Below are 26,460 nucleotides of genomic sequence, written 5' to 3' on the forward strand. Positions count from 1 at the left end.
CATAAAACTGGTCATATGGATGCAACAGACGACGAGACGCCGTCAGTTGCCATCGGCAAACTCGGCCAGCACGTTCGCCAGCGGCAACGGACGCACCATGCGAACGTCTGCCAGTTGGTCACTGAAATCGGCAACAAGTTCCGTCAACAACCGGGTGGCAGTGGCAAAATCGTATATTTTTTCGGCACTTATGCCTTGTTCCACCAACCACTGGCATAGTACCCCAGCCTGCGTGTCGGCATCACTGTCAGATCCGCTCTCGACCAGTTGCAACAATTCGGGTAAGAGGCGGGCCAGATCGGTCTGGCGCAGCAGGGCGGGCACCCGAGTCAGGATCATGGTGTCGCGTCCCCCGCTTTTCAACTCCAGCCCCATGCGTTTGAGCAGACGTTCCCGCTCCTCCACCAGGGCGACCAGGTTTTTCGGCAGCTTGAAGGAGACCGGCAGCAACAGAGGCTGGGCCGCCAGCCCCTGGCCCCAGGCATCCAGCAGCCAGTGGCGCAACAACAGACGCTCGGCGCGCACCAGGGAGAGCAGCGCCAGTTGCCCCTGACGCTCCATCAGCAGATAGGCCTGCTCGACCAGGCTCAGGGCGCGCCACTCCCCCGTTCGGGCTGGCGTCTCGACGGCACCGCTCTCGGCTCCGGGCCGGGATGCCGGCGTCGCCACCTCGGGCAGGGTGGTGAGCAAGGCGCCCATGCCTCGCATCGCGGCCCGGCTCGGGGGTTCGGGAGGCTGGTAGTGTCCTCCCCTGCCACCACCGCCTTCCCGCACGCCGTCGCCATCTCGTGCAGGGGCAGGAGCCCGATAGCCGTGTTCGGCACCGTACCACTCGGTGCGCGGCGCCTGACCCGGATAGGTGATCTCCGGGCTGCCCGGCAGCTCGACCTGGGTCTCGGCCAGGGGGGCATCGGTGGCGCTCCCTGCCCCGTCCTGGCGCAGGGCGGTAAACAGCGCCTGGAAGATGAAATCGTGGATGAGACGCGCCTGATGGAAACGCACTTCGTGCTTGGCCGGATGGACGTTGACATCCACCTGGCGGGGATCCAGCTCGATATAAAGCACATAGGCCGCGAAGCGATCGGCGGGCAGCAGCTCGTCATAGGCCTGGCGAATGGCGTGATTGATGAGCTTGTCCCGCATCATGCGGCCATTGACATAGGTGTATTGCAGGTCGTTCTGCGGCCTGGCTCCTGCCGGGGTGGCCAGCCAGCCCCACAACCGCACGTCGCTGTGTTCGCTCGATACCGCCAGGGCATGGTGCATGAAGGGGGAACCGCAGACGGCGGCGAGGCGGCGCTCCTGCTCCGCCACCGTGTTGGCCGCCTTGTACTGGCGCACCACCTTGCCGTTGTGGCGCAGGATCAGGGTAGCGTCGAAGCGGGAGAGCGCGATGCGGCGCACCAGTTCGTCGATGTGGGCAAATTCGGTCTTTTCGCTGCGCATGAACTTGCGCCGCGCCGGGGTGTTGAAGAAGAGATCCACCACCTCCACCGTGGTGCCCACCGGGTGGGCCGCCGGCTTGACGGTGACGCTCATCTCACGCCCTTCCGCCTGGGCCTGCCAGGCCTCGCTCTGCTCTGCCGTACGGGAGGTGAAGGTGAGGCGGGAGACGGAGCTGATGGAGGCGAGCGCCTCCCCGCGAAAGCCCAGGCTGTTGATCCCTTCCAGATCGTCCAGGGTCGCCACCTTGGAGGTGGCGTGGCGCGACAGCGCCAGCACCAGCTCATCCCTGGCGACACCGCAGCCGTTGTCACGAATGCGGATAAGCTTGGCGCCTCCCTTGTCGATGTCGATCTCGACCCGGTCAGCCCCCGCATCCAGGCTGTTTTCCACCAGTTCCTTCACCACGGAGGAGGGCCGCTCCACGACCTCACCGGCAGCAATCTGGTTGGCCAGAATCGGCGGCAATATACGGATTGGCATCGCTTGCTCCTGCAGATGAAAAAGGGGAAGAGGTGGACCTGGCGCCATCAACGCTCACCGCCCCTCCCTGCCATCGGCAGAGAAGGGCGGCGTTCTTCAGCCCGCGCTATTTTCGCGGAATATAGAGCACCTGCCCTATCTGGATGTCCCGCGACTTGAGCTTGTTGATCTCCACCAGTCGCGCCTGGCTCACCCCGTGTTTCTCGGCGAGCCGGGAGAGACTCTGGCCACGGGTGACCACGTGGCGGATCATGTTGGACTTGTCGTTGCTCTGCACGCTGGCTACCGGCGCACTCGGCTCCTGGGCTGCGACCTTGTAAGGTTTGATCACGCCGGCACCGGAGGCGCTGCCGACACTGCTGACCGGGGCGCCGCCCTCACCGACGCGATAGGGCTCGCTCGCCGGCATCCGGTTGGTCACGACCTGCTGCGTTGGCTGGGCAACCGGCTTGCTGACGGCGACCGGCTTGCTGGCAGGCGCCTGACGCGGCGGGGCGGCAACCTGGCCCTTGCCTGTGAGCATGGGCCCCTTGGTCGGATGGCTGCGGTAATAGGCGCGGATCCCCTCGAAGATGGCGCGGGCCAACTGATCCTGATAGCTGGCGGTGGCCAGCAGCTTCTCTTCCGCGTGGTTGGAGATGAAGCCCGTCTCCACCAACACCGAGGGAATGTCCGGCGCCTTCAGCACCGCCAGACTGGCGTGCTCCGGCGCCTTCTTGTGCAACCGGGCCACCCTGCCCATGGAGCGCAGGATCTGGCGGCTCACCTCATAACCTTCGGCCCTGGACTTGTCCATGGAGAGATCCAGGAAGGTCTGTGCCAGATAGGGGTTGGGATCGGATTCGGCCAATACCTTGCCGACGCCGCCGAGCAGTTCCCCCTGCTTCTCCTGCTTCTCGAGCCAGCTGCCCATCTCGCGGTTGGCACGGTTGGTCGACAGCACCCACACGGACGCGCCGCGCGGGGTCGAGTTGTGGAAGCTGTCGGCGTGCACCGACACCAGCAGATCCGCCTTGGCCTTGCGGGCGATCTCGGAGCGCTTGTTCAGGTCGACGAAATAGTCGCCGCGCCGGGTCAGCACGGCACGCATGCCGGGCTCGCGATCGATGAGGGCCGCCAGCTTCTGCGACACCGACAGGGTCACCCGCTTCTCGTAGGTGCGGCGCGGGCCGATGGAGCCCGGGTCTTCCCCGCCGTGGCCGGGATCGATGGCGATGACGATGGCCTTGCCCTGTCCCCCGACGGGCGCGGGTTGTGCCGTGGCGCTGCCCTTCTCTTCGTAGGGCAGATCGATCACCAGCCGGTGGCCATAGGGACCAGCCGGCGCCAGCGGGAAGACCACTGGCTTGATGGAAGAGCTGAGATCCAGCACCAGGCGCAGGCTGCCTTGTTCAAGGGGCGTGCTCTCGCGGATCTTGCGCACCAGCTCGCTCTTGTTCTCGATGCGGGCCAGGTTGGCGGCATTGCTGGCGCCCTTCAGGTCGATCACCAGGCGGCTCGGGCCGGTCAGGGTGAAGTAGTTGAAATTGGGGGCACTGCTCATGTCGAGCACCACCCGGGTGTTGTCCGGCGACGGCCATACCCGCACACTCTTGAGCTGATTCGCCCAGGTGGGTAAGGCCATCAAGGAGAGAACAAAGACGAGGATCAAGCGCACTGAGATGACAACCGTTCCAGAATGGCTTCGCCGATAGCAGTGCGGGCCACGATCTGGGCCTCGCGCTGCTCGTTAACATAGGTCAGGGTGATCTCGAGATCCGGGGCGGGCAGCCAGCCCTCCCCTTTCTCCGGCCACTCCACCAGGCAGAGGGTATCGGCACCGAAGTAGTCGCGAATACCCATGAACTCCAGCTCTTCCGGGTCGGCAAGTCGATAGAGATCGAAGTGATAGACCTGCCACCTGGCCAGTTCATAGGGCTCCACCAGGGTATAGGTCGGACTCTTGACCTTGCCTTGATGGCCGAGCCCCTGCACCCAGCCTCGGGTCAGGGTGGTTTTGCCGGCCCCGAGGGCGCCGTGCAGAAAGACCGTGGTCGCCTGCTGGCACGCCTGCGCCAGCCGGCCGCCCAGGGCCACTGTTGCTGCCTCGTCCGGCAGTGTCATCATCAACGTTTTTGCCATGTTCTTCTTTTAACTTGTTACTGTGTCGGATTGACCAGACGGCGGATCCAGGGCAGCAGATCCGATGCCAGCATGCCCCTCTCCCCCTCGGCCGCAGCCAGGTCGGCCGCCTCGCCGTGGATCACGGCCCCGAGTCGGGCGGCCATCCCCGCAGGCCAGCCCTGGGCCAGGAGGGCGGCGATTATACCAGACAAGAGGTCGCCCATGCCGCCGCTGGCCATGCCCGGATTGCCCTCGTCGCAGAGGGCGATGGTCGGGCCATCGCAGATGAGCGACCCGGCCCCCTTGAGCAGCACCACGCCACCGTAGCGCCGCTGCAGCCGCGAAACGGCGGCGAAACGATCCGCCTCGACCTCGTCGATGGTGCAGCCCAGCAGGCGGGCGGCCTCCCCGGGGTGGGGGGTAAGCACCCAATTATCCCGATGACGGGGGGCCTGCGCCAGCCAATTCAATCCATCGGCGTCCAATACCAGTGGCTCCGGGGCCGCGAGGCGGTGCTCGAACCGGGCCCGGGCCCACTCATCCTGACCGAGTCCGGGCCCCAGCACATGCACCGAGGCCCAGGCCTCGTCCATGCCGGCCGGGCACCCCATCAGCTCGGGCTGTACCAGGCTGGCAGGGGGGGCGTCCGGATGCTGGCACAGGCGCACCAGGCCCGCCCCCGCCCGCAGGCAGGCCTGACCCGCCAGCAAGATGGCTCCCTGCATCCCCAGGTTGCCGCCCGTCAGCAGCACCCGGCCGCAGCGTCCCTTGTGGGCCGAGCGCGCACGCGGAACCAAGAGTCCCTTGAGGCGGGGATAATCGATCCGCTCGGCGGCGGGGATGACACCATCCTCGGGCCCCACCCCCAGGGGATCCCAGTCGAGGTGGCCGACCCCGTCCACCCCCTCCGCGGTGAGCATGCCCTGCTTGATGCCGATGAAGGTGAGGGTGCGGGTGGCGTACACCAGGGCGCCCATGGCGCGACCTGTATCGGCATTGAGCCCGGAGGGCAGATCCACCGCCAACACGGGAACCCCCAGGCCGTTGATGGTTGCGACAGCCTTTGTCATGGAAGGGGAGAGGGGTAGCTGGACACCGGTGCCGAGCAGCGCGTCTATCACCAACTCCGGCAACGGCAGTGCCGAGTGTGCCAGCTCATCGGCCATCATCACGCTGCCTCCCGAGGCCAGCCACTCCTCGGCGGCCCGCCTGGCGTCCCCCTTGAGCAGGCCGGGGGCCCGGGCGGCGATTACCAGGGGCTCGAGGCCGAGGCGCCTGGCGAGGCGGGCCAGCACATAGCCATCCCCGCCGTTGTTGCCCGGGCCGACGAAGATCCACCAGCGGCTGCTCTCGGGCCAATGATGACGGGCATAGTTGCACAGGGCGGCCCCCGCCCGCTCCATCAGAACATAGAGGGGCAGCCCCTCGCGCTCGGCCCAGCGCCGCTCCAGGCGGCGGATCTGTTCGGCCCGCCACAGGGGTTGTGCTAGACTGTCGCCCTCTTTCCTGCGGATAGCGTCCTCGAACACCTGTACCATGACGGCCCCCAAGCTTCATCATCCCATGACCCGGCAACTGGCACGCCATATTGCCACCCTGCGCCTGCCACAGCCCTGTCGGCAGAGGGGCAACGCAGCATGACGGCCGCCGAACTCGCACAGCTGGCCCACGATATCAAGCTCTGGGCACGGGAGCTAGGATTTGACCAGGTCGGCATCACAGACACGGATCTCGCCCTGGAGGAGCCCAGACTGCAGGCCTGGCTGGACGCCGGCCACCACGGCACCATGGACTACATGGCGCGCCACGGCATGATGCGGGCCCGCCCCCACGAGCTGCTGCCGGGCACCCTGCGGGTGCTGTCGGTGCGGATGAATTACCTCCCGTTCGAGGCGGGCTTCGCCGCCACCCTGCGCGACCCCACGCTCGGCTATATCAGCCGCTACGCCCTCGGCCGCGACTACCACAAGGTGCTGCGCAACCGGCTCAAGCAGCTGGGGGAGCGCATCGAGCGGCGCTGCGAGGCGCTGTTGCAAGGTTCACAGGAGACCCTGGGCGAGTGGCGTCCCTTCGTCGATTCCGCTCCCATCCTGGAGCGCCCGCTGGCGGCCAAGGCGGGGCTCGGCTGGGTGGGCAAGCACTCGCTGCTGCTCAACGAGTCGGCGGGCTCCTTCTTCTTCCTGGGGGAGCTGCTGGTCGGCCTGCCGCTGCCCCTGGACGCCCCGGTGGAGAAGGAGCAGTGCGGCAAGTGCGTGGCCTGCATCAACATCTGCCCCACCGGTGCCATCATCGCCCCCTATGTGGTGGACGGCCGTCGCTGCATCTCCTATCTCACCATAGAGAACGACGGCCCCATCCCCGAGGAGTTCAGGCCGCTGATGGGCAACCGCATCTATGGCTGCGACGACTGCCAGCTCATCTGCCCCTGGAACCGCTATGCGGATGCGAGCCCCGAGCCCGACTTCAGCCCGCGCCCCACTCTGCACCGCCCGCCCCTGCTTGATCTGTGGGGCTGGAGCGAGAGCGATTTTCTCAAGCACACCGAGGGCAGCCCGATCCGCCGCATCGGCTACCGGCGCTGGCGCCGCAACCTGGCGGTGGCTCTTGGCAACGGTCCCGCCAGCCCGCAGGTCATCGAAGCCCTGCAGCAGGCGCTCGGCGAGGCCGAGCCCATGGTGGCCGAACATATCGAGTGGGCGCTGGCGACCCTGGCCAACCGCCAGCAGGAAGACCACAAGAAGACCCGCCTGCTGATCCGCTGCATCGAAAAAGGTCTGCCGGATCACGCATAGGCGATCTGGCCCTTGCCGGATCGCAGGCATTTTTTCATGCTCTGCCGACCATTGACCATCGGCACAATAAAAGGAAGATTCGGATGCAGATGTTGGGAGTAGATATTGGCGGATCCGGGATCAAGGGCTGCCTGGTCGACACCGAGACCGGGGAGCTGATTGGCGAGCGCCACCGCATCGCCACGCCGCAACCGGCCACCCCGGCCGCCGTGGCGCACACCCTCAAGGCGCTGGTCGAGCATTTCCAGTGGAAGGGCCCGGTGGGATGCGGCTTTCCCGCCACCATCCACAACGGCATCGCCAAGAACGCCTCCAACATCGACAAGAGCTGGATCGAGACCGATGCCGCCCACCTGTTCGCCGACGTGACCGGCCTGCCTTGCTATGTACTGAATGATGCCGATGCGGCGGGCCTCGCCGAGATGCGCTTTGGCACCGGGCGGGATCGCCAGGGGGTGATCATCCTCATCACCGTGGGCACCGGCATCGGCACCGCGGTATTCGTCAACGGCCAGCTGCTGCCCAACACCGAGCTGGGCCACCTCATCCTGGAAGGCATGGTGGCCGAGCACTACTGCTCCGACGCCGTGCGCAAGCGCGAGGATCTCTCCTGGAGCCGCTGGGGCAAGCGCTTCAACAAGTACCTGGCCCGCCTGGAATTCCTCTTCTCCCCCGACCTCTTCATCCTGGGAGGCGGCAGTGCCGCCAAGCTCGACAAGTTCATCGACCGAATCGAGACCCGGGCCCCCCTGGTCGCGGCGGCAAACCTCAACCAGGCCGGCATCATAGGAGCCGCCCTCTACGGCGCGGCCCGGCAGAAGGGCTGATCCCTCCCCGTCATGCCCCCGACAGATCCGGCCCCTGTCGGGTCCCTTGGTTCAGATGTCGTCGAGCCGATGAGCCCCGTGCACCAGCCGGGTCAACCGGGATCGCGCCATCGAGGCCAGGGCCTTCAGCAGTGCCCCCGTGTCAGGCGTGGGGCACTCCCGGGCAAGGCGCTCCAGCTCGGCGATGAGCCTCTCCTCCTGCTGCGACACCAGGGCCACTATCTCCTCCGGCTGAGTGCCGGCCGCCAGCGCCAGGCGCTCGCACTCCGCCAGCAGATCCTCGCCGAATCCCTGATCCAGCCAGGTCTCCTTGACCGCCTTCCCCATCTGCTCGCGATAGTCGTGCAGATGGGCCGCCGCCGCGTCTTCCCGTCCCTGCAGATAGGCCAGCAGCATCCGGCTGCGCTCCCCGTCCACCCTGGGGATCTGGCGCCCGTAGCTGAGCCCCTGCTGATGATGAAGCTGCTCGAGATAGAGCATCAGGTCCTTGATCTGTTGAAATCGCATCTCTCCCTCCTCCTGGCATCCACCTTCTGCCAGTATAAGGAGGTGGCGCCTGGTCCCGACCGAAAAATGGTTATTTATTGTTCTGCATCAAGGGGATGGTGAAGAAAAAAAGCCGCGGGATGCGCGGTGGGCGAGAGGCGGCGCCGGGGGGGCGAGGAGTCGGTCTACCACAGGCGGGCTCCGAGAGAAGCATCGAATAGACAAGTTGTGGTTAATTTTCCAGGTTATATTCGGTCATGAATCATCAAGTCAGAATCTGATCTTGAGACTCCCGATCCCCCCTCGCCGCCATAGTCGGTGGACGGAAATCCTTATCCATTTTTTAGACGTCTAGACGTAAAAACATACGTTGACACAGCCATCCGGACATCTTAGCATCATCCTCCATGATGACAGAGCTACCCAGTGAAACCTCTGCCCAATTTACCCGCCTGTAGCGCCCTGTGCTTTAAGGCTGTTAGCACGGAAGAATCCATGATTAAGTTGATCGGTCTCAACAAAGTCTACGGTAAAGGCAGTGATGCCGTGCACGCCCTGCGTGACGTGAGCCTGCATGTGCCGCAAGGCAAGATCTTCGGGGTGATCGGTGCCTCCGGTGCCGGCAAGAGCACCCTCATTCGTTGCGTCAACCTGCTGGAGCGCCCCACCGAGGGCCAGGTCATCGTCGATGGCCAGGATCTGGTCGCCCTGAGCGAGCGGGATCTGACCCAGGCCCGCCGCCAGATCGGCATGATCTTCCAGCACTTCAACCTGCTGGCCTCCCGCACCGTCTCCGCCAACATCGCCTTCCCCCTGGAGCTCGCGGGCTGGAGCAAGGCGCAGATCCAGAGCCGGGTCAGCGAACTGCTGGCCCTGGTCGGGCTGGAAGCCCGCGCCCATGCCTATCCGTCCGAGCTCTCCGGCGGCCAGAAGCAGCGCGTCGCCATCGCCCGCGCCCTGGCGCCGGCGCCCAAGGTGCTGTTGTGCGACGAGGCCACTTCGGCCCTGGACCCGCAGACCACCCGCTCCATCCTGAGCCTGCTCAAGGAGATCAACGTCAAGCTGGGGCTCACCATACTGCTCATCACCCACGAGATGGACGTGGTGAAGGGGATCTGTGACGAAGTGGCCATCATCAGCGACGGCCGCCTGATCGAGCAGGGCGAGGTCGCCTGGTTCTTCAGCAACGCCAAGACCCAGCTGGCTCGGGATTTCATCCACTCAACCATCCACCTGGAAGTACCCCAGGAGTATCAGGAGCGGATGAGTGCGGAGCGTGTGCCCGGCAGCTACCCATTGGTCAAGCTGGGTTTCACCGGTGCCACCGTCGATTCGCCGCTGATTTCCGAGGTGAGCCGCCGTTTCAACATCGACATCAGCATACTGAGTGCGGACATCGAATACGCTGGCGGCGTCAAGTTCGGCTTCCTGCTGGCCGAGCTGTTCGGGGACGAGGCTCAGTGCGAGGCGTCCCAGCAGTTCTTCATCGACAACCACATTCAGCTGGAGGTAATGGGCTATGTCCGAAGCAATGACTAATCTGCTGCGCCCCATCCTCGGCGACTCAGCCATCCTATCCAGCTGGAGGTAATGACTCATGTCCGAAGCAATGATTAATCTGCTGGTCTCGGCCCTCGGCGACACCCTGATCATGGTGTTTGCCTCCGCCCTGTTCGGCTGCCTGCTCGGCCTGCCGCTCGGCGTGGCGCTGCACGTGACCAAGGCGGGCCAGATCCTGGCCAATCCGCTGCTCAACAAGGTCCTGGGCGTCATCGTCAACGTGGGACGCTCCGTGCCCTTCATCATCCTGCTGGTGGCCATCATACCGCTGACCCGATTCATCGTCGGCACCAGTATCGGCACCATAGCCGCCATAGTGCCGCTGACCGTCGGCTGCATCCCCTTCATCGCCCGTCTGGTGGAAGGGGCCCTGATGGAGGTGCCGGACGGCCTGCTGGAGGCGGCCAAGGCCATGGGGGCCAAGCCCCTGCAAATCATCGCCAAGGTGCTGCTGCCCGAGGCCCTGCCGGGGATCCTCAACAGCATCATCATCACCCTCGTCACCCTGGTGAACTACTCCGCCATGGCCGGCGCCATCGGGGGGGGAGGTCTGGGGGATGTGGGCATTCGCTACGGCTACCAGCGTTTCGATCCCACCGTCATGCTGGTCACCGTGGTCATTCTGGTGGTGCTGGTTCAACTCATCCAGAGCGCGGGTGAGCGCCTGGTCAAACAATGTGATCATCGTTAATCGTCGATTTCTGACAGGAGGTTTTTATGAAATTGGGCATTAAATCCGCGGCAGCCGCGCTGCTGGCAACCCTGGTACTGGTCGGCTGCGGCCAGAAGGAAGAGAACAAGACCCTGAAGGTGGGCGCCATCGCCGGCCCCGAGACCGAGCTGGTGGAGACCGCGGCCAAGGTGGCCAAGGAGAAATACGGTCTGACCGTCGAAGTGGTCACCTTCTCCGACTACGTCACCCCGAACGTGGCCCTGAACGACGGCAGCGTCGACGTCAACGCCTTCCAGCACAAGCCTTACCTGGACGCCCAGATCCGTGATCGCGGCTTCAAGCTGGTGCCGGTAGGCAACACCTTCGTCTACCCGATCGCCGGTTATTCCAAGAAGATCAAGGCGCTGTCCGAGATCAAGGACGGCGCCCAGATCGCGGTGCCGAACGATCCGACCAACCTGGGTCGCTCCCTGATCCTGCTGGAGAAGCAGGGCCTGCTGAAGCTGAAGGAAGGCGCCGGTCTGGAAGCCACCGTGCTGGACATCGTCGACAACCCGCGCAACTTCAAGATCGTCGAACTGGAAGCCGCCCAGCTGCCGCGCTCCCTGGAAGACGTGGATCTGGCCATCATCAACAACACCTTCGCCGGTCAGATCGGGCTGACCCCGACCGAGAACGGCCTGTTTGTCGAAGACAAGGAGTCCCCCTACGTCAACCTGATCGTCGCCCGCGAGAACAACAAGGACGACGAGAAGGTCAAGGAGTTCGTCCAGTCCTTCCAGACCGACGAGGTCTACAAGAAGGGGACCGAGCTGTTCAAGGGCGGTCTGGTGAAAGGTTGGTAATCACTCACTCTGTAAAAAAGGCCACGCCAAGCGTGGCCTTTTTTTTTGCCCCCGTTATCATAGTCGGAAGCACGGCAACACGAAAAACAGAACAACAATGAAGAAATGGTATCTGGCCTACTGCAAGCCCAAGGAAGAGGCCCGCGCCCGAGCCCATCTGGCAGCCCAGGGCGTCGAATCCTATTACCCCATGGTCGAGATCGAGAAACTGAAACGGGGCAAACGGGTGCCGGTGCGGGAACCCATGTTTCCCAACTACCTCTTCATCTATGTGGATCTGGAGGAGGTGACCCCGGTCACCCTGAAATCGACCCGCGGCATCAGCCGCATCATCCACTTCGGCAAGGAGTGGACCCCTGTCAGCAGCCAGCTGATCTATCAGTTGATGAGCCGGGACGACAGCGACGAGGCGCGCGCCAGCTATGCCCGTTTGCCGACCCAGGGAGACAAGGTGCTTATCGAATCCGGCCCCCTCGCCGGCTTCGAGGCCATCTATCTGGAGCCGGATGGAGAGAAACGGGCCATCCTTCTGGTCACCCTGCTCAATCAGGAGACTTGCAGCAGCTTTGAGAATCAGACCTTCCGCCGTCTGGAGTGACCGCGCAGCGTCTGATTCGCGGCGAGAAGCGCCCCCTTCGCCTGCTGGTCACCCTGCTCAATCAGGAGACCTGCAGCAGCGTCGAGAACCAGACCTTCCGCCGTCTGGAGTGACCGCGTCCCACGGTGATCAACTTCCCCGCGGGTCACCCTGCTCAATCAGGAGAACACTGGCGGCATCGACCACCTGACATGCCGGCCTTGGGGCTGAAAAAAACGGGACAGACCCGCCGGTCTGCCCCGTTTTGTTGCCGCCCGGTCGGCGTCAGGCATCCAGCGCGAAGCGGCTGATGGCCGAGGTCAGCCTGCCCGTCTCCCGCGTCAACCTGGCGGCGATCTGCTCCCCCTGCTGACTGTGTTCGCTGGACTGATGGCTGAGCCCGGCGATCTCCTCCACCGTGCCGGCGACCGACTGTGCCACCCTGGACTGCTGCTCGGTCGCCGCCGCGATGGCCGCGAGCCGGCCGCTGAGGTCCTGCACCAGCGCCGTCATCGCCTCCAGGGTCTCGGTCACCGAGGCCAGGGCCCCCCGTCCCTGCGCCACCAGCCGGGTGCCGTCGCCCACGGTATCGGCGGTCTCCCGGGTCTGCTGCTGGATGCTGGCGATGGTCTGGTTGATCTCCATGGTCGATGCGCTGGTACGACTCGCCAGCTGCCTCACCTCATCGGCCACCACCGCAAAGCCGCGCCCCTGTTCACCGGCCCGCGCCGCCTCGATGGCGGCGTTGAGGGCCAGCAGGTTGGTCTGCTCGGCGATGGTGGCGATCACCTCGGTGACGCGCCCCACCTGTTCGCTCTGGCTGCTGAGTTTCTCCATCGCCTGATCCGCCTGGGTGATCATGGCGGCGATCTGCGCCATGGTGTCCCCCATGCGTCCCAGCACCTGCTCACCCTGCCTGGCCTGCTGTTCGGTCTGGCGGGCCGCCCCGGCGGCGTCGGCAATGTTGCCGGCCACATCCCGGGTGCTGACCGACATCTGCTCGATGGCGGCGGCCACCGAATCCAGCCTCTGGCTCTGGCTCGCCAGGTCGTCCACGATGGCGTTGGTGGTCTGGCCGACCTCGCGACCAGCCCCCTCCACCTGGCCGACCGCCCCCTGGATCTCCCCCACCAGCTCGCGCAACTGGGCCGACATCCGATTGATGGAGCCCGTCAGGCCGCCCAGTTCATCCTGGCGCAGCACCGGCAGGGGGGCGAGCGGCAGGCGGCCATCGGCCACCTGACCGGCCCGGTTCACCAGGCTGGCAATCTCCCGGGTCAGACGCCGGCTGAACAGCAGGGCCACCAGGGTGCCGAGCAGGATGACGCTGGTGGTCGCCAGCAGCAGGGTGCGATGAATGGTCTGGCCGGCCGCGGTCATCTCGCCGGCCATCTTGTCCACATCCCCCCGGGTATGGGTCACCTGGGCCGCCAGCTGGTCGGCGAGCCGGGTCAGGGCGGGCTCTATCTCGGTGGCCATCAGGTGGTTGGCCCTGTCCCAGTCCGGCGCCTGGCGCTTCTCGATCACCTGGCCGACCAGCTCGGCGAAGGGGGCGGACATCTCCTCGAACAGCGTCCACAGCCCCTTCTGCGCCTCGGTGAAGCTGGCCTGTTGCTGCTTGATCTCGGCCACCCGCTGCAGATGGAACTGGTAGTAGTCCTGGTACTTGTCGCGATACGCCTTCTCCCCCGAGATGAGAAAATCCCGCAGGGCGGAGAGGGCATTGGCCAGGCCGTTGTAGGCATCCCCCACCTGCTTGAGCAGCAGGCGGCGATCCCCTGGCAGCTGATCCTGCGGGGTCGCCACCTCTTCGTTGGCAATGGATTGCAGCTGGTCCAGGGCGGCCTCCGCCAGGGGGCCCGCCTCCAGCAGCATCAGGGTGTGGGCAGGCAGGTTATCCTCGGTATGGGCCAGGGCCCAGACCTTCTCCTGCGCCTCCTTGAAGCCCCTCAGGGAGCGGGTCAGATCCGGGGTGAACGACTGCCGCTCGATGAGCCGCCAGGCCCCTTCCCACTCCTGTTTCAGGCGCGCCGACTCGGCTGGGTCCTTGCCGAGGATGAGGTAGCCACGCAGGGAGGAGACGGTGGCGATCAGCGCCTTCTGGCTCGCCTCGTCACGCTGCAGGGCGGGCAGGGCCTGGGCCAGCAAGGCATCCTGCGAGCCCTCAATCCGGCCGAGCTGATGGTAGACAAGGGTCGACGAGAGAATGATGAGCAGATTGATAAAACAGAAGCTCAACAACAGCTTGCTTGATAGTTTCATGGCCATCCTTGTGTGACTGCGGGCATCCTGCCCTGAATTAGCGCCTGATCAGCGTGGGTAGCCGTGCCAGCCAGCTCTCATGCCAGACGCTCAGCTCCTCGCGGGGCATGGGACGGGCGGAGAAGAATCCCTGGCACTGATCGCATCCGAGCCTCGCCAGCAGTTGCCAGGTGGCCTCGTCCTCGACCCCTTCGGCCACCGATTTCAACCCCAGCTTGCGCGCCAGCTCGATGCTGGATTCGATGATGGCAAGGCGGGAGGGATCCTCGTAGCAGCGATCGACGAAGGATCTGTCCAGCTTCAACTCGGTGAAGGGCAGCAGGGCGAGCTGCTGCATGGAGGAGTAGCCTGTGCCAAAGTCGTCGATGGAGAGGCCAAAGCCGTGCATGCGCAGGCGCGTCAGCACCTCCAGCGACTTGCCGAGATCCTTGACGAAGGCGCTCTCGGTCACCTCCAGGGTGATGAGCTCGGGGTTGATGCTCCAGCGTTGGCAGTGGCTGAGCAGGGTGTTGCACAGATCCCCCTCGATCAGCGAGGTGGTGGAGAGGTTCATCGACAGGTTCAGCGAGAGTCCGGTCTGCTCCCAGAGGTGACCATCGCGCAGCGCCTTGCCGATGATCACCTCGGTGAGCGGGTCGATGAGCCCGTTGTGTTCCGCCAGCGGAATGAAACGGGCCGGGGAGATGAGGCCGTAGAGGGGGTGCTGCCAGCGGGCGAGCGCCTCCATGCCGGTCCAGCGCCCGTTGTCGAAGCTCACCTTGGGCTGATACCAGGGCAGCAGCTGATCCTGCTCCAGGGCGCGGCACAGATCGTCCAGGGTGAGCTGGAAGCCGTCCTCCTCCTGACTGCGCACCTGCTGGGGGCGCCAGGCGCCGATCATCTGCGCGATCTGCTGATCGGAGGCGGGCTTGTCGATGCGCCCCAGCACCTGCAGGCCATAGGCCCGGCTCATGCGCAGCACCGCATCCACCACGTCATCCTCCAGGGCGCTGCACAGCACTATGCCGCCGCGAAACCCGCCGAGGGAGAGGCGACGCAGCAGGGCCATGCCATCCATGCCGGGCATGCGCAGATCGCAGAACAGGATGTCCACCTGGTGATGCTGGCACTGGGCCAGCGCCTCCTCCCCGTCCTGGGCCTCCAGCAGGTGGGGGTAGCCAAGCCCGCGGATCTGGTGCATCAGGGCCTTGCGCTGGAAGTTGTGATCTTCCACCACCATGATCACCCACTCATGCCGTGCACTATTCATCTAGCCATAACCCCGTTTCACCTCTGATCCCGTTCATCAATGCCTGTACTGCCAGGGCCAGCTCGTCGAGTCTGTCCCACTGCTTCAACCTGGCCGCCGCCTCCAGCCGGGCGGCCTCCTCTGCCAATGCCTGCTGCCCCACCATGCGGGCGGCCCCCTTGATGCGATGGGCCGTCTCCACCAGCGCCTGGCTATCCTGCCTGGCCAGGGCCTGCCTCATGTCCTCGCTGTCCTGCTCATTGGCTTCCAGGTATTCGGCAGCCATGCTGCGGGCCACCTCCTCGTCCCCGAACAGGGTCAACCAGCTTATGCCCGGCACCTGAACCCTGGCTTGCCGGGAGGCCATTGGCCGGGGCTCCCGGGCCGGCAGCCAGCGCACCAGGATCTGGCGCAACGCATCCAGGCTGTAGGGCTTGAACAGCATATCGTTCATGCCCGCCTCCCGCATCTGCTGGCTGGCCTCCTCCGACGTATCGGCGGTGACGCCTATGATGGGCGTCTGGTCACCAGACTCTCGCAAGGAGCGTGCCAATGCATAGCCATCCATCACCGGCATGTGGCAGTCCGTCAGCAGCAGGGCAAACCCCTGCCCCTGCCAGGCGAGCAGCGCCTGCTCCCCGTCCTCCACCACCTCGGACTCGAGCCCCAGGATGGCGAGCTGGCGGGTCAGCAGCGCGCGGTTGACGGGGTGATCGTCCGCCACCAGCACCCGCCCCCTGAGCGCCTCCCCCTGAACCCTGGCCGCCTCGCTGGGCCGCTGGCTCGACAGCTGATGGCAGGTCTCCAGCAGCAGGTCGGGATAGAGTGGAGACTGGCCGAGTCGCCACCAGGCGTCGCTCCCCATGCGTCCGCGCAGCGCCTCATGGTGCGAGAGTACTATGCCCTTGAGCGAAGAGCGCTGCAAATGCGCCAGCCAGTCGCTGCCCAGGGCCTGCTCCAGAGTGCGTTCCTGGGCCAGCAGGTAACCCTCGAGGGGCTGCTGCCACTGGCTGGCCCTCAGCCGGTGCAGCCGGGCACCGAAGCGCTCCATCATGGCCGGCAGCGCCTCGTCCTCACCGAACCACCACCACGCCTGCTCGGCCAGCGGCGGCGCGTCCCACTGGCAGTCGACCAGCGGAATGGCAAAGGTCACCGTGGTCCCCACCCCGGGCTCGCTCTCCAGGGTCAGACTGCCCCCCATCTTCTGGGTCAGCTGATGACAGATGGCGAGTCCGAGCCCGGTCCCGCCGAAGCGCCGGTTGATGTCTGACTCCACCTGCCTGAACGGGATGAAGAGGTTGTCCTGCTTCTCCCCCGCGATGCCGATCCCCGTGTCCCGCACCCTCAGGGTCAGCCTGTGATCCTGGTAGGCCACCTGGATGGCCACCCCTCCCGCCTCGGTGAACTTCACCGCATTGCTCAGCAGGTTGGAGACAACCTGCCCCACCCGCACCCCATCGATGCTGGCCTGATCCGGCACCTCCCGCCCCCATGCCAGCGTCACATTGAGCCCCTTGCCATAGGCATGGGCGGCATGCCCCCGGATGACGTCGCAGATCACCGAGGTCAGCCGGCAGCGATGGGGATGCAGCTGCAACTGCCCCGCCTCCATCTTGGAGAAGTCCAGAATATCGTTGACCAGGTAGAGCAGGTGGTTGGTGGAGGTCGAGATGTTGCGCAGCATGTAGCGCTGGTCGTCGTCGAGGGCGCTCATCTGCAGCAGCTCCAGCATGCCGTGCATGCCGGAGATGGGGGTACGCAGCTCATGGCTCATGGTGGCGAGGAAGCGGCTGCGCGCCTGGGTCGCCTCCTCCGCCACCCGCCTGGCCTGGCGCAGCTCCAGCTCCTGACGCTTCAACTTGGTGATGTCCTGCACCACCCCGTTCAGCACCACCCCTTCGAGCCCCTCCTGGTGCACGAAGTGCCCCCGGATCTGCAGATAGCCCGATTGTCCCTGGCGCTGGATCTCCACCTCGAGATCCAGCGGCTCCATGGCCCTGGCATGGCGCTCCACTGTGGCCACGAACTCCTGATGGGCCTGCCCCGTCAACCCCAGGATGGCGGCCCCGGTCACCTTCTCCCCGACGGGATCCATGTCATAACCCACCATCTCCTTCAGCCCCTGCGAGGTGTAGAGGAAGCGCCCGTTGCCCGGTCCCAGCCAGTGGTATTGGTAGACCAGCCCCGGCATGCTGTCGGTGATCTGGGTGAGCCGGGTCTGCGCCTCCTGGGCCGCGAACCGCGCCTGCTCCAGCTCGGTCACATCGGTCAGCACGGTCAGGATCCCGAGCCGCTTGCCGTCCGGCCCCACGAACAGCCGCTTGGTGTAGATCATCTGGTGCAGGCTGCCGTCATCGCGCAGGAGCTCACCACGGCCATGAAACTCCTCCCCGCTCTCCCACACCCTGGCATCTTCCTCCACGACTCTGGCCCGGATCGCCTCCGGCAGCCGATCCTTGAGCAGCCGCTCATAGGAGCCCATCAGGTTTTCCCCGCCCAGGAACATCTGCCGGTATGCCCGGTTCGTCATCGCGACCTCGTAGTGCTCGTTGGTCAGCACCACCAGGTTTGGCAGGGCGTCGAGCATCATCTGGACGAACGCAAGCTGCTCCTCGAGCCGCCGCTCCACCTCCCGTCGCTGGCTGACCTGACGGCGCAGCGTCCGGTTCCACCCCAGGAACAGCAGGAGGCTGAGCAGGAAGAGTCCGCCACCGAGGGAAGACCAGAGCAGCACCTTCTGCGGATCCAGCCCCGTCTGTATGGTCAGGGAGAGCCACTTCTTCTCCAGGGCGGTCAGCTCCTCCGGAGGGATGGCAAGCAACACCTTGGTCAGGATCTGCTGCAGCATGGGATCCTGCCGCTGGGTCGCCATGGCGACGGGCACCCGCAGATCGTTGCCGGAATACACCACCTGATAGCGATCGCTGAATCCCTTCTTCAACGACTGCTCCAGGGTGGTCATCCCCATCAGCACATAGTCGACCTGTTGCCGATCCAGCAGCGGCAGCAGCTCGGGATCGCTGGCCACCGGGACGGAGACGGCCCCCACCTCGGTCAGCAGCATTTTTTCCACCGAGCCCCCCACCATGCCCACGGAGTGCCCTTTCAAGTCCTTGGGGCTGGTCAACTCTTCCATCCCCTTCCTGGCCACAACCACCCAGTTGAGGGAGGCATAATTGGGGGTGAAGCGGGCAAACTGCTGACGCTCAGCGGTCGGCGTCATGGCCGGGATGAGATCCAGCTTGCGGGCCTGGAACAGCGCCAGGCTCTGGGTCCAGCTTTCGGTCGGCACCAGGGTAAACTGGAGCCCGGCACGCTGACTCATCATCGCCAGCAGCTCGGCAATGAACCCCTTGAGACGCCCCCGCTCGTCGATCTCGCTCATGCCGGGCCAGTTGGGGGCGACACCGTACCGGATCACCGGGTGCGCCTGCAACCACGCCTGCTCCTGCGGGCTGAAGACGATCTCCCTGTTTCCTTTGACCAGGGCGTAATCCAGGATGCCCCCCGCCTCCAGGATGCTGCGCCGCTCCAGTGCAGAGATGTCGTCGAGGGCCCGCTCCAGCAATCCCTGCAGGACGTCTCCCTCCGGCGCGACCGCCATGGCGAGGGAGGTATCCCTCATCCAGTCCACCGTGACCAGCGTCATGCCCGCCATGACCTGCAGACGGCTCAGCATGGGCAACTCGGCCAGATAGGCGTCCGCCTTTCCCTCCTTGAGCAGGAAGACCGCCTCGTCCCGGCTGTCGACCGTGACCAGATTCGAGATGCCGAGGCGCTGCAACTCGTCGCAGGCGCTGACGCCGAAGACGCAGACCCAGCGCACGCCGTAGGCCTCCTCCAGGGAGAGGCTCTCCCGCCCTCCCGTCAGCAGGATGGCGCGAGGCAGCGCCATCAGCTCGGAGGTGAACCGCATCCGCAGTGTGCGGGTCGGGCTAGGCGCCACGCCGATCAGCATGTCGACCTCGCCGTCCATCAAGGCCTGCTGGAGCCCCGCATTGTTGGCATAGGCCCGGTAGCGCCCCCCCAGCCCCAGCCTGCCTGCAATCTGGGAGGCGAACTCATTCAGGGGGCCGGTGAAGTTGCCACGGCCATCGGTATAGACATAAGGGGGCCAGGCCGTCGCCGGCATGCCGATCACCAGCTCGTGGTGGGTTGCGAGCCAGGCCTGCTCCGCCGGCGTGAAGGCGCTTGCGTCCAGCTGCGACGAATGGGCCGTCGCCACCAGGCTCCAGCAGGTCAACCAGCACAACAGGATGAGGCGACAGCAGCGGCAGAACATAATCAGCTCCCTTACAGACTGGAGGGGGATCATAGAGTGTTTGGCCCTGTGTGCGACACATAATTTGAGGCCATTCACGGCAGAAAAGAAAAATGGCAGGCCCAGGCCTGCCATCCGCGAGGTCGGGGGCTGAGCCCCCTCCCCTCAGGTTATTCGATTCCCGAGCCGGAAACCGGTTTGAAACTCCCGCTCACGGATGTGGGCGATCTGCACGTTTTGCCCCTCCAGCCCGATGTCTTTGAGCAGGGCCGGGGAGAGATGCAGATAGCTGACGCGACGCTCCAGCCGGGTGATCCGTTTTTGAACCAGGGTCTCGACGTGGCGCAGCAGGGTGAGTTCGATAGACATGATATTCTCCAGTTGAACGTGCGGTTCCCCCGGAGAGAGGTGATCACCCTGCGGGACAACCGCGGGTGATGGAAAAGCAGGTGTTACCTGTTCCCTCCACGCGGCGAATAAAGAGCACGAGTCTTCGCGCTGCCAGAGCAGCGATCGAACGCAACGTTGAACATGGAATGTTGCATATTCGTCTCCTTACCGTGTGAAAGTTGAACAAGTTGCCACAGTGTAAAAAAACACCGAATTTTACGCAATCTCTCCCCCACCCATATGGGTGGGAGGCCGTCCGGGCGAGGCCCCCTCATATCCCGGACAGCAGCCGGAACTCCTCCAGCGCATAGGTATCCGTCATGCCGCTCACATAGTCGAGCAGCAGCCGCACCCGGTAGTACCACTCCTGCTCGGCCCCCTCGTGAAAGCGCGGATCCCGGCTCGCCACCGCCAGCCGGTATGCCTTGAGGTGGCGGGCGGAGAGCCTGTGATACAGGCGGCGGGCGAAGAAGAGCTCGCTCCCGCCGTCGCCGGCCAGCAGCCGCTCGAACTGGCTGGCGGGCAGGGCCAGCAGGCAGGCATAGGTGGAGAGCACGCCGCGCAGGGCGGCATAGCCCTCCAGCTCCAACGCCTCCACCTCGGGACGCATGAACACCTGCACCTTCGCGACTTGTTTGAGCACATCCAGCACCCTGGCCGCCGGGGCCTGGCCGTGCAGCAGCGCCCTGGGGTAGGCACCGCTCAGGATCTCGTCGTGCTCGCTCACATAGGTGTGGGCCGCCAGCGCCACCAGATCCCGGGTCAGCCGATGGCGGAAATGGGGGAAGAAGCCGCGGCCAGAGGCGAGGGCCTCATCGAGCAGGGTGGTCATGTAGTCGCTCTCATCGGCGGCCCTCAGCGCCGCCAGCAGCTCGCCCTGGGTGAGGATGCGCCTGTCCACCGCATCCTCCAGATCGGCGATGCAGTAGGAGATGTCGTCCGCCGCCTCCATGATGTAGACCAGCGGATGGCGGCATCCCGGCGCCAGCCCCAGACTCTCGCCCAGGGCCCGGTAGAGGGGCTGCTCGCTGAAGAAGATGCCGCGCTTGCTGGTCCAGCCGTGATGCTGGCCATAGCCCTGGGGGCTGTGCAGCCCGGGTTGGGGCTGCTGCGGATATTTGCACAGGGCCGCCAGCTGGCCCAGGGTGAGGTTCAGCTCGTGCAGGCTATGCACCAGCCGCAGGCTCTGGGCGTTGCCGTCGAACACCAGCAGATCCTGGCGAAGCGTTGCCCACTGGGCACTCGGCAACTGGTCGTGGGCACGGGCAAAGAGACTGTCCAGCTCCTGCGCCAGCCACTGGCTCATCACCTGCTCCCCGAAGTGGCCAAACGGCGGGTTGCCGACGTCGTGCAGCAGGCAGGACATCTCCACCAGATTGATGAAGGCCCCCTCGCAAACCGACCCCGGGGGCAGGGCCGCCAGGATGCGCCGACTGATCTGGCGGCCAGTCTCCTGCACCTCCAGGGAGTGGGTGAGGCGGCTGCGCACCGAGGCCTTCACGTCGAGGGGGAAGACCTGGGTCTTCTGCTGCAGCCGGCGCACCGGTGCCGCCTGCACGATGCGGGCGCGATCCTGCTCGGTCGCCTCCAGCAGGTCGTCATCGCCCCAGGGGTGGATCCGCTCCGGGGTAATCAAACGGTCATACATCTTGTGGCTCCTTGCCCGGTTTTTTTGCCCGCCTCACGACAGCAACCAGCGCCGCAGGCGGGCGATGTCGCCCGGGTATTCCCGGCGCAGCGTCTCAATCCAGTCTTCCACGTTCTCCCACCAGGCCGGGTGATCCGGGCTCTGGATCAGCTGGGCCGTCTGCTGCAGCCGGCGCAGGCCGATGGAGCCCGCCGCCCCTTTTATCTTGTGCGCCTCCTCCACCACGCCGGCCTGATCCCGGGCAATCATGTTGGAGTCGAGCACCGCCATGTAGTCGGGCATCATCTTCTCGAACAGATCCACGCTGGAGATCAGCACCGGTTTGCCGACCGTGCTGGCGTAATCGGTGAGGAAGGGCAGGTCCAGCAGGGCATCCTGGTGGTGGGCATCATCCTGCTCGTCCGCCTCGTCGTCGGAGAGATCCGCAAACAGGTGGCCTATCACCTCCCGCACCGCCCTGGAGCCGAGCGGCTTGTTGATCACGTCCTGCATGCCGTGATCCCGGTAATACTGGCGATCCCCGGTGGCGTTGGCGGTGAGTGCCACCATGGGAGGCAGGCTGTCGCCGTAGCGCGCCAGCAGCTGCTCCGCCACGTCGAATCCGGTCATGTCCGGCAGCTGGATGTCGAGCAGGATAAGGTCGAAGTCATCGGGATTGGCCATGGCCAGCGCCTGGGCGCCGTCCCGCGCCACCTTGACCTGATGGCCGAGCTTGTTCAGCAGGGCGCAGGCCACGGTCACGTTGAGCTCCACATCCTCCACCAGCAGGATGTCGAGGGAGGGCATCTCCGGCTCCGCGGCCGCGGCCTGGGGCTCGACGCACTCCACCTCCAGCTCGGCGGTGAAGCAGGCGCCTTCGCCCGGATCGCTGTCCACATAGAGCTGCCCCCCCATGGCCTGCACCAGCTGGCGGGAGACCGCGAGGCCGATGCCGGTGCCGGTGGCGTGCTTCTTGCCCTGCACCTGGTAGTACATGGCGAAGATCTTCTCCTGCTGGGCTCGGGGAATGCCCACCCCGGTGTCCTCCACCTCGAAGTGCAGCGCCAGCTTGCCCGGCACCTCGGCGGCGTGGGCGAGGCAGCGTATGGTCACCCCCCCCTCGTCGGTGAACTTGACCGCGTTGCCCACCAGGTTCCACAGCACCTGGCGCAACCGGGTGCCGTCCGCCATCACGAATTGCGGCATGTCGCCATCCCGGTCGAAGTGCAGATAGAGCCCCTTCTGCTCCGCCTGAATGCGCGACAGCGTCTCCAGCTCGTCGAGGAAGGCGGGCAGATCCAGGGGGGCCGGCGCGATTTCCAGCCGGCGCCGGTCGAGCTTGTCGAGATCGATGATGTCGTTGAAGATGTTGCCGAGCGTCACCGCGCTCAGGTGGATGGTCTTGAGCTGCTGCTGCTGCTTGGCATCGAGGGGCGTGTCCATCAGCATCCGGCTCAAGCCCACTATGCCGTTGAGGGGGGTGCGCAGTTCGTGGCTGATGGTGGAGATGAAGGTCGTCTTGTCCCGGCTCGCCTTCTCCAGCTTGTCCTGGTACTGCTTGCGCTCTGTGATGTCGCGGCCAAAGCCGAGCAGGCCGAGGCGCTTGCCGAAGCGATCGAAGAAGGGCACCTTGCGCAGCTCGAAGTAGGCCTTGCGGCCGTCCGGGTACTCCAGCCACTGCTCATAGGTGAGCGGCTCGTTGCTGGCGAAGACCTGCTTGTCGGTCTCCACCACCTTGCTGGCGATGTCGTGCTTGTAGACATCGAACGGCGTCAGCCCGATGAGCTCCGCCTCCACCTTGCCGGTCAGCTCCTCCATGGCCCGGTTGCAGCCGGAGAACTGCTCGTCCTCGTTGCGGTAGTAGACCAGATCCGGCGAGCAGTCGATGAAGGAGCGCAGCAGGGCGGTGCGCTCCCCCAGGTGCAGCTGGGCCTTCTCCCGCTGGAACACCTCGTTCTCCAGATCCTCGATGGCCTGCTGACGCAGGGTCTCGGCCCGGTTGGTCTCGGCGATCTGGGCGTTGAGCCGGCTGATGTTCTCCTGCAGCTGGCTGTTGAGCTCAAGGTCCCGCTCGCGCATGTCCTGCAGCTTGCGCACCATGCGGGTCAGCCGCTGACGGGAGTCCTCCAGCTGATCCACCACGATGGAGAGGAAGTAGACGGCCCAGGGGGTCACCAGCAGGCCGAAGAAGACCGAACGCACCAGGTCGACAACGTCCACCGTGCCGCGCAGAAACAGGGTCACCCCCATCTGGATGGAGACCGCCAGCACTATGATGGCGGTCGCCAGGAACATGCTGAAGCGCACCAGTCCCAGCTTGGTCATCAGGTCGACGTAATATTGCGCCCAGGATTTGATCTGCTTCATCTCGTTGCTTTCCCCTCTCGATTGCGCAAACAGAATACCAGTACGGCGCCCTGAACTCTTGCCCGCCGCATCTTAAATTATTGATTAACGTCACACTCCGGCTGGGGTAGCATGCCTGCCATGAGTCAGTCAGCTCCGGTTCAGCCAACCAGGCCGGACCCCGCTGCCACCCATGTCATCCGTTATGTCAGGAGCACTCCCGATGCGCAATCATGTTCTGTTGAGTCTTGGCCTGCTGGTCGCCAACGTCGCCCACGCCGATCTGGGGGAGATCCCCCGCCAATCCGGCTGGTCCGGTTTCCTGCTGGGCGGGGTCAATGTCGGCAGCCACAAGTCCAACTTCTACGCCGGCGATGACAGCGACAGCCGCATCCAGGATCTCGGCTCCCCTGACAGCGAGAGCGGCCTGAGCCCGCTCATCAACGCCGACATCCGCTACACCTTCGCCGACACCCGCACCCAGGTGTTCCTCGGCAACCTGATCCAGGACGCGGTGCGCTTCGACTTCACCCAGCAGCTCGGCCTGCGCCAGGAGATGGGCGACAAGGGCATAGTCGCCACTTCCCTGGTGTTCAACGTCATGCCGGTGGAGCTGTGGAGCGATCCCTTCGCCACCGGGGTGGATCGCAGCTCCACCGATCTCGAGTCGAAAGGAGTGCGATTCGCCTGGGACAGGATCTGGGGCAGCAACTTCTACGGCAGCCTCACCAGCCGGGAAGTGGAGCTCGACCAGGAACGCAGCGGCCAGCAATACGACCAGACCCACGGCACCCAGTATGCCCCCATGCTGGATCGCAACGGCAAGGTCCACGCCATGGAGCTCTCCTATCAGTTCCATTTCGCCGACAACCAGCTGCTGGAGCCCGCGCTCCTCTACCGGCAGGCCGACCTCGATGGCAGCGCCGAGAGTTTCAAAAACACCGGCCTGCAACTGACCTACGCCAGGCGCGCGTCCCAGTGGTCCATCGTGAGCAACCTCTATGCCGGCAAGCGCAAGTATGACGAGGCGAACCCCCTGTTCGGCCGGCATGCCGACGCCAGCGAGTTCGCCCTCAACGGCACCTTCTTCTGGCACAACCTGTTCGGGGTCAAGCCGCTCTCCGCCACCGTCACCCTGGCCTATTCCAGCGCCGACTCCGACATCGACTTCTACGACAGCCAGGCCAGCCGCTTCAGCACCGGCCTGCTCTACAACTTCTAACGCGGTTCCCCGCAAACAAGGAGGCCACCCCGGGGGTGGCCTCTTCATTCGTGGTGCCCGTCGCCATCAGATGCCGAGGGAGTCCAGCAGATCGTCGTGCTCGTTGCTCGCCGGGGCGATGGCCTGGGCCGGCTTGGCTGCCAGCTTGGCCTGGGCGATCAGCTCGTCCGGATCCACCTCCTCCTGCACGCCGCCATCATGAATCCGGATGAACTCCGTCTTGTCCATGGCCAGCTCCAGATAGAAGATGTTGTTGCTGGCGGTGAAGAAGGTGACCCTGCGGGTCTCGGGGTTGTCCAGGTTGGTATCGACGCTCAGCATCACCTGCTTGTTCAGGGCCAGCATCTTGGGCTGGTTCTGGGTGATGTGGGTCTGCAACTCGCGCCCCACCTTGGTAGTGAAGCTGCCGACGATCTGGTTCATCAGCTCGCCCATGACGTTGCTCACCTCGTCCGAGGTGTGGGAGATGGCGAGATCCTCCTTGGAGAGCCCCATGCTCAGCATGTAGCGCTCGTAGAGCTCCATGGCCGCGGCGGCGGAGAAGTTGATCACCACCAGCCCGGAGAAGCCGCCGTCAAACAGCACGAAGCAGCCGATGTCCGGCTTGAGGCAGGTCTTGCTGATCCGTTGCACCATGCCGGAGAAACGCACCTGGGTCTGGGTCGCCGCACTCAATACGCTCGTCACCGAATTGCACAGGCTCAGCAGCACATCCTCTGTGGTCAATACGGCATCATCCTCGGATCTTGTCACTATCATGGAACCTTCCTGCTGATCGAAAAAAATAGACGGGTCTGTCTCAGCGCCCATGTCATCACGCACGGGCGCGAGACGCTAACAGATTGAGCTATCCCTGTGCGCAAACCGCGAGCCACCTCTCACTTGACTGGATTATCAGTCAGCCAGGGCTGGAATCCATCCAGGGTGGCCAAGCGGGCACGCCAGTTATCGGCCGCCGCTTGCAATGTTTGCGCCTCATGGGGAATGGCGGGACAGGCTCCCCAGATGGGGCCGGGCCAGGCGGCATCGGAGCTGAAACGGGCCACGTGATGCAGATGCAGCTGGGGCACCAGGTTGCCGAGCGCCGCCACGTTGATCTTGTCCGGGCGCAGCACCTGCTCCATCAGAGTGGCGACGGCGCAGGACTCCTGCATCAGCTGTTGCTGCTGTTCGGGGAGCAGGTGATGGATCTCCCGCAGGTTGGCGACCCTGGGCACCAGGATGAGCCAGGGATACTGGCTGTCTTTGGCAAGCAGGACGCGGCACAGGGGCAGATCCCCGAGAATCCGGGTATCCGCCTGCAGGCGGGGATGCAATTCGAACATGGGGGCCTCG

At 64.9% G+C, this 26,460-nt stretch carries 20 protein-coding genes and 1 pseudogene; 8 read left to right on the forward strand and 13 right to left on the reverse strand.

Annotated elements, in window-relative coordinates; genetic code table 11:
* Positions 1–42: 42 nt before the first annotated feature.
* The 4 genes from mutL to AB5Y72_RS09435 all read right to left on the reverse strand — a co-directional run bounded on the left by mutL (position 43) and on the right by AB5Y72_RS09435 (position 5,567).
* A complete protein-coding gene (mutL, locus tag AB5Y72_RS09420) occupies positions 43–1,926 on the reverse strand; it encodes a DNA mismatch repair endonuclease MutL (RefSeq protein WP_324033471.1) in 1,884 nt (627 codons plus the stop codon).
* A 106-nt stretch (positions 1,927–2,032) separates the two neighbouring features.
* Entirely contained in the window at positions 2,033–3,550 is a 1,518-nt protein-coding gene (locus AB5Y72_RS09425; RefSeq protein WP_223930434.1) for an N-acetylmuramoyl-L-alanine amidase, read from the reverse strand.
* 23 nt (positions 3,551–3,573) lie between these two features.
* Complete coding sequence (gene tsaE / locus AB5Y72_RS09430) at positions 3,574–4,047, reverse strand: tRNA (adenosine(37)-N6)-threonylcarbamoyltransferase complex ATPase subunit type 1 TsaE (protein WP_202211656.1); 474 nt, start codon at positions 4,045–4,047, stop codon at positions 3,574–3,576.
* A 17-nt stretch (positions 4,048–4,064) separates the two neighbouring features.
* A complete protein-coding gene (locus AB5Y72_RS09435) occupies positions 4,065–5,567 on the reverse strand; it encodes a bifunctional ADP-dependent NAD(P)H-hydrate dehydratase/NAD(P)H-hydrate epimerase (protein ID WP_042078341.1) in 1,503 nt (500 codons plus the stop codon).
* A gap of 99 nt (positions 5,568–5,666) precedes the next feature.
* On the opposite strand from AB5Y72_RS09435, the gene queG reads away from it, so the two are divergent.
* Together queG and ppgK are read left to right on the forward strand one after the other, a co-directional pair.
* Complete coding sequence (gene queG / locus AB5Y72_RS09440; protein WP_202211657.1) at positions 5,667–6,821, forward strand: tRNA epoxyqueuosine(34) reductase QueG; 1,155 nt, start codon at positions 5,667–5,669, stop codon at positions 6,819–6,821.
* An 83-nt stretch (positions 6,822–6,904) separates the two neighbouring features.
* Positions 6,905–7,648, forward strand: a complete 744-nt coding sequence (gene ppgK, locus AB5Y72_RS09445; RefSeq protein WP_209794631.1) for a polyphosphate--glucose phosphotransferase — start codon at positions 6,905–6,907, stop codon at positions 7,646–7,648.
* Positions 7,649–7,699: 51 nt separating this feature from the next.
* Here ppgK and AB5Y72_RS09450 read toward each other — a convergent pair whose 3' ends face one another.
* On the reverse strand, positions 7,700–8,155 hold the full coding sequence (locus AB5Y72_RS09450; protein ID WP_042078319.1) for a hypothetical protein: 456 nt from the start codon (positions 8,153–8,155) through the stop codon (positions 7,700–7,702).
* A 474-nt stretch (positions 8,156–8,629) separates the two neighbouring features.
* Here AB5Y72_RS09450 and metN point away from each other — a divergent pair, with 474 nt between their 5' ends.
* From metN to AB5Y72_RS09475, 5 genes and pseudogenes are all read left to right on the forward strand, one after another.
* Entirely contained in the window at positions 8,630–9,673 is a 1,044-nt protein-coding gene (gene metN / locus AB5Y72_RS09455) for a methionine ABC transporter ATP-binding protein MetN (protein ID WP_042078318.1), read from the forward strand.
* Positions 9,674–9,731: 58 nt separating this feature from the next.
* Positions 9,732–10,385, forward strand: a complete 654-nt coding sequence (locus AB5Y72_RS09460) for a methionine ABC transporter permease (RefSeq protein WP_042078317.1) — start codon at positions 9,732–9,734, stop codon at positions 10,383–10,385.
* A 26-nt stretch (positions 10,386–10,411) separates the two neighbouring features.
* Positions 10,412–11,212, forward strand: coding sequence for a methionine ABC transporter substrate-binding lipoprotein MetQ (metQ, locus tag AB5Y72_RS09465; RefSeq protein WP_042078315.1), 801 nt, complete (start codon positions 10,412–10,414; stop codon positions 11,210–11,212).
* A 97-nt stretch (positions 11,213–11,309) separates the two neighbouring features.
* On the forward strand, positions 11,310–11,810 hold the full coding sequence (gene rfaH / locus AB5Y72_RS09470) for a transcription/translation regulatory transformer protein RfaH (protein WP_202211660.1): 501 nt from the start codon (positions 11,310–11,312) through the stop codon (positions 11,808–11,810).
* 20 nt (positions 11,811–11,830) lie between these two features.
* Positions 11,831–11,923 (forward strand): annotated as a pseudogene (locus AB5Y72_RS09475) (transcription/translation regulatory transformer protein RfaH); the annotation flags it as partial.
* A 151-nt stretch (positions 11,924–12,074) separates the two neighbouring features.
* Here the strand turns inward: AB5Y72_RS09475 and AB5Y72_RS09480 are convergent.
* The 6 genes from AB5Y72_RS09480 to arcB all read right to left on the reverse strand — a co-directional run bounded on the left by AB5Y72_RS09480 (position 12,075) and on the right by arcB (position 23,924).
* Positions 12,075–14,051: a methyl-accepting chemotaxis protein gene (locus AB5Y72_RS09480; RefSeq protein WP_368198913.1), complete on the reverse strand. Its 1,977-nt coding sequence runs from the start codon at positions 14,049–14,051 to the stop codon at positions 12,075–12,077.
* 37 nt (positions 14,052–14,088) lie between these two features.
* Complete coding sequence (locus AB5Y72_RS09485) at positions 14,089–15,300, reverse strand: EAL domain-containing response regulator (protein WP_325781870.1); 1,212 nt, start codon at positions 15,298–15,300, stop codon at positions 14,089–14,091.
* Positions 15,293–19,561: a transporter substrate-binding domain-containing protein gene (locus AB5Y72_RS09490; RefSeq protein ID WP_368198915.1), complete on the reverse strand. Its 4,269-nt coding sequence runs from the start codon at positions 19,559–19,561 to the stop codon at positions 15,293–15,295. Before AB5Y72_RS09490 ends, AB5Y72_RS09485 begins: the two co-directional genes overlap by 8 nt.
* A gap of 144 nt (positions 19,562–19,705) precedes the next feature.
* Positions 19,706–19,909, reverse strand: a complete 204-nt coding sequence (locus tag AB5Y72_RS09495; RefSeq protein WP_042078308.1) for a hypothetical protein — start codon at positions 19,907–19,909, stop codon at positions 19,706–19,708.
* A 292-nt stretch (positions 19,910–20,201) separates the two neighbouring features.
* Positions 20,202–21,578, reverse strand: a complete 1,377-nt coding sequence (gene dgt / locus AB5Y72_RS09500) for a dGTPase (protein WP_368198916.1) — start codon at positions 21,576–21,578, stop codon at positions 20,202–20,204.
* Positions 21,579–21,611: 33 nt separating this feature from the next.
* Positions 21,612–23,924 (reverse strand): aerobic respiration two-component sensor histidine kinase ArcB, encoded by a 2,313-nt coding sequence (gene arcB, locus AB5Y72_RS09505; RefSeq protein ID WP_368198918.1) that lies wholly within the window; start codon positions 23,922–23,924, stop codon positions 21,612–21,614.
* A 202-nt stretch (positions 23,925–24,126) separates the two neighbouring features.
* Between arcB and AB5Y72_RS09510 the strand changes: the two genes are divergently transcribed.
* Positions 24,127–25,125, forward strand: coding sequence for a DUF2860 family protein (locus tag AB5Y72_RS09510; RefSeq protein ID WP_368198919.1), 999 nt, complete (start codon positions 24,127–24,129; stop codon positions 25,123–25,125).
* Positions 25,126–25,191: 66 nt separating this feature from the next.
* Here the strand turns inward: AB5Y72_RS09510 and AB5Y72_RS09515 are convergent, their stop codons facing one another.
* Both AB5Y72_RS09515 and AB5Y72_RS09520 read right to left on the reverse strand, forming a co-directional pair.
* Complete coding sequence (locus tag AB5Y72_RS09515; RefSeq protein WP_042078301.1) at positions 25,192–25,884, reverse strand: DUF3334 family protein; 693 nt, start codon at positions 25,882–25,884, stop codon at positions 25,192–25,194.
* Between the two features lie 119 nt (positions 25,885–26,003).
* Positions 26,004–26,450 carry an HIT domain-containing protein gene (locus tag AB5Y72_RS09520; RefSeq protein WP_219142768.1) on the reverse strand — a complete coding sequence of 149 codons (447 nt, stop codon included), beginning with the start codon at positions 26,448–26,450 and terminating at the stop codon, positions 26,004–26,006.
* Between the last annotated feature and the right edge of the window lie 10 nt (positions 26,451–26,460).

Source organism: Aeromonas sp. R7-4, from assembly GCF_040908055.1.
GTDB lineage: Bacteria > Pseudomonadota > Gammaproteobacteria > Enterobacterales > Aeromonadaceae > Aeromonas > Aeromonas sanarellii.

What these genes read in the sequence shown, in the direction of transcription:
- mutL (WP_324033471.1), bottom strand. Translation starts at nt 1,926, where the DNA reads ATGCCAATCCGTATATTGCCGCCGATTCTGGCCAACCAGATTGCTGCC.
- AB5Y72_RS09425 (WP_223930434.1), bottom strand. Translation starts at nt 3,550, where the DNA reads ATGGCCTTACCCACCTGGGCGAATCAGCTCAAGAGTGTGCGGGTATGG.
- tsaE (WP_202211656.1), bottom strand. Translation starts at nt 4,047, where the DNA reads ATGGCAAAAACGTTGATGATGACACTGCCGGACGAGGCAGCAACAGTG.
- AB5Y72_RS09435 (WP_042078341.1), bottom strand. Translation starts at nt 5,567, where the DNA reads ATGGTACAGGTGTTCGAGGACGCTATCCGCAGGAAAGAGGGCGACAGT.
- queG (WP_202211657.1), top strand. Translation starts at nt 5,667, where the DNA reads ATGACGGCCGCCGAACTCGCACAGCTGGCCCACGATATCAAGCTCTGG.
- ppgK (WP_209794631.1), top strand. Translation starts at nt 6,905, where the DNA reads ATGCAGATGTTGGGAGTAGATATTGGCGGATCCGGGATCAAGGGCTGC.
- AB5Y72_RS09450 (WP_042078319.1), bottom strand. Translation starts at nt 8,155, where the DNA reads ATGCGATTTCAACAGATCAAGGACCTGATGCTCTATCTCGAGCAGCTT.
- metN (WP_042078318.1), top strand. Translation starts at nt 8,630, where the DNA reads ATGATTAAGTTGATCGGTCTCAACAAAGTCTACGGTAAAGGCAGTGAT.
- AB5Y72_RS09460 (WP_042078317.1), top strand. Translation starts at nt 9,732, where the DNA reads ATGTCCGAAGCAATGATTAATCTGCTGGTCTCGGCCCTCGGCGACACC.
- metQ (WP_042078315.1), top strand. Translation starts at nt 10,412, where the DNA reads ATGAAATTGGGCATTAAATCCGCGGCAGCCGCGCTGCTGGCAACCCTG.
- rfaH (WP_202211660.1), top strand. Translation starts at nt 11,310, where the DNA reads ATGAAGAAATGGTATCTGGCCTACTGCAAGCCCAAGGAAGAGGCCCGC.
- AB5Y72_RS09480 (WP_368198913.1), bottom strand. Translation starts at nt 14,051, where the DNA reads ATGAAACTATCAAGCAAGCTGTTGTTGAGCTTCTGTTTTATCAATCTG.
- AB5Y72_RS09485 (WP_325781870.1), bottom strand. Translation starts at nt 15,300, where the DNA reads ATGAATAGTGCACGGCATGAGTGGGTGATCATGGTGGTGGAAGATCAC.
- AB5Y72_RS09490 (WP_368198915.1), bottom strand. Translation starts at nt 19,561, where the DNA reads ATGTTCTGCCGCTGCTGTCGCCTCATCCTGTTGTGCTGGTTGACCTGC.
- AB5Y72_RS09495 (WP_042078308.1), bottom strand. Translation starts at nt 19,909, where the DNA reads ATGTCTATCGAACTCACCCTGCTGCGCCACGTCGAGACCCTGGTTCAA.
- dgt (WP_368198916.1), bottom strand. Translation starts at nt 21,578, where the DNA reads ATGTATGACCGTTTGATTACCCCGGAGCGGATCCACCCCTGGGGCGAT.
- arcB (WP_368198918.1), bottom strand. Translation starts at nt 23,924, where the DNA reads ATGAAGCAGATCAAATCCTGGGCGCAATATTACGTCGACCTGATGACC.
- AB5Y72_RS09510 (WP_368198919.1), top strand. Translation starts at nt 24,127, where the DNA reads ATGCGCAATCATGTTCTGTTGAGTCTTGGCCTGCTGGTCGCCAACGTC.
- AB5Y72_RS09515 (WP_042078301.1), bottom strand. Translation starts at nt 25,884, where the DNA reads ATGATAGTGACAAGATCCGAGGATGATGCCGTATTGACCACAGAGGAT.
- AB5Y72_RS09520 (WP_219142768.1), bottom strand. Translation starts at nt 26,450, where the DNA reads ATGTTCGAATTGCATCCCCGCCTGCAGGCGGATACCCGGATTCTCGGG.